This is a genomic window from Thermodesulfobacteriota bacterium (assembly GCA_040756475.1).
Taxonomy (GTDB): Bacteria; Desulfobacterota; Deferrisomatia; order Deferrisomatales; family JACRMM01; genus JBFLZB01.
On sequence record JBFLZB010000355.1, the window covers coordinates 1 to 1,795 of the forward strand.

At 66.2% G+C, this 1,795-nt stretch carries 3 protein-coding genes; all 3 read left to right on the forward strand.

Annotated elements, in window-relative coordinates; all coding sequences use genetic code 11:
• Positions 1-246: helix-turn-helix domain-containing protein (locus AB1578_23665; protein ID MEW6490896.1), on the forward strand; the 246-nt coding region annotated here is incomplete at its 5' end.
• Between the two features lie 7 nt (positions 247-253).
• Positions 254-670: an arsenate reductase ArsC gene (locus AB1578_23670; protein ID MEW6490897.1), complete on the forward strand. Its 417-nt coding sequence runs from the start codon at positions 254-256 to the stop codon at positions 668-670.
• Positions 671-672: 2 nt separating this feature from the next.
• Entirely contained in the window at positions 673-1,740 is a 1,068-nt protein-coding gene (gene arsB / locus AB1578_23675; GenBank protein MEW6490898.1) for an ACR3 family arsenite efflux transporter, read from the forward strand.
• Positions 1,741-1,795 lie beyond the last annotated feature (55 nt).

Sequence of the window (1,795 nt, forward strand, 5' to 3'; positions counted from 1 at the left end):
GTGCTGGGCCTGGCCCAGTCCACCGCCTCCCGGCACCTCCAGGTCTTGGAGGAGGCGGGGTTCGTGGCGTCGTCCCGCGAGGGGCCGTGGAAGAACTACCGCATCCACCCCGCTCCGAGCCCCCTGGTCCAGGGCCTTCTCGCGCCGCTGCGCCTCGCCGCGGCGGGGGACGCAGAGGCGGCCGAACTGCGGCGGCAGGCCGCGGCGGTGTGCCGCGAGGAACTGTGCGGCCGAAGCGCCGCGTGAGGGATCCATGAAGCAGCGCGTCCTGTTCCTGTGCACCGGCAACTCCTGCCGAAGCCAGATGGCCGAGGGGTGGCTCCGGCACCTGGGCGGCGACCGGTACGAGGCCCTCTCGGCCGGCACGAGGCCCCAGGGAGTGAACCCCCTGGCGGTTCGCGTCATGGCGGAGGTCGGGGTCGATATCTCGGGGCAGCGGTCCAAGTCGGTGGACGAGCTCCTGGGGGAGGATCTCGACCTCCTGGTCACCGTGTGCGGCGGGGCGAGGGAGTCGTGCCCGGTGTTCCTGGGAAAGGTCAAGGAGCGGCAGCACTGGCCCTTCGACGACCCGGCCGAGGCCCGGGGAACGCACGAGCAGGTGCTGGCGGTGTTTCGCCGGGTGCGCGACGAGATTCGCGCCCGGGTCGCGTCGTTCGTGAAGGAGGAGTGACCATGTCCGGCGTCGCCAAGAGGCTCTCGTTCCTCGACCGGTACCTGACCCTGTGGATCTTCCTCGCCATGTTCGTGGGCGTGGGGGGCGGATGGCTCTTTCCAGGCGTGAACGAGGTCATCGAGTTCTTCCAGGTGGGGACCACCAACATCCCCATCGCCATCGGCCTGATCCTGATGATGTACCCGCCGCTCGCCAAGGTGAAGTACGAGGAGCTGCCCCGGGTCTTCCAAAACAAGAAGGTGCTCGCCCTCTCCCTTTTCCAGAACTGGGTCGTGGGCCCGGTGCTCATGTTTCTCTTGGCCATCATCTTCCTCCGGGGCTACCCGGAGTACATGGTGGGCCTCATCCTCATCGGGCTCGCCCGCTGCATCGCGATGGTCATCGTGTGGAACGACCTGGCCAAGGGCAACACCGAGTACTGCGCGGGGCTCGTGGCCTTCAACTCGATCTTCCAGGTGCTCTTCTTCTCCGTGTACGCCTGGTTCTTCATCACCTGGCTCCCGTCGTTCCTCGGACTCGGGGACGCCATCGTGGTGGACATCACCATGGGCCAGATCGCCGAGAGCGTCTTCATCTACCTCGGCATCCCGTTCATCGCCGGGATCCTCTCCCGGGTCATCGGGCTCAAGACCAAGGGCCGGGAGTGGTACGAAAAGCAGTTCATCCCCCGGATCAGCCCCATCACGCTCATCGCGCTCCTCTTCACGATTCTCGTGATGTTCAGCCTGAAGGGCGAGATGATCATCCAGCTTCCCTTCGACGTGGTGCGCATCGCGATCCCGCTCACCATCTACTTCTTCGCCATGTTTTTCGTGTCTTTCTGGATGAGCCGCAAGGTGGGCGCCCCCTACGGCCACACGACGACGCTTTCCTTCACCGCCGCCTCGAACAACTTCGAGCTCGCCATCGCGGTGGCGGTGGCGGTCTTCGGCCTCCACTCCGGAGAGGCCTTCGCCGCGGTGATCGGCCCCCTGGTGGAGGTGCCGGTGCTCATCAGCCTCGTGAACGTGGCCCTGCGGATGAAGCTCAAGCACTTCGGACCGGAAGGCCTGCCCGTGCGGGCATAGAATGAGGTCTGGCCTGCGGATGGACCTCACGTAGGTCGGGGCTTGCCCCGACACC

Coding starts and splice junctions, on each gene's coding strand:
- AB1578_23670 (MEW6490897.1), top strand. CDS start 254: ATGAAGCAGCGCGTCCTGTTCCTGTGCACCGGCAACTCCTGCCGAAGC.
- arsB (MEW6490898.1), top strand. CDS start 673: ATGTCCGGCGTCGCCAAGAGGCTCTCGTTCCTCGACCGGTACCTGACC.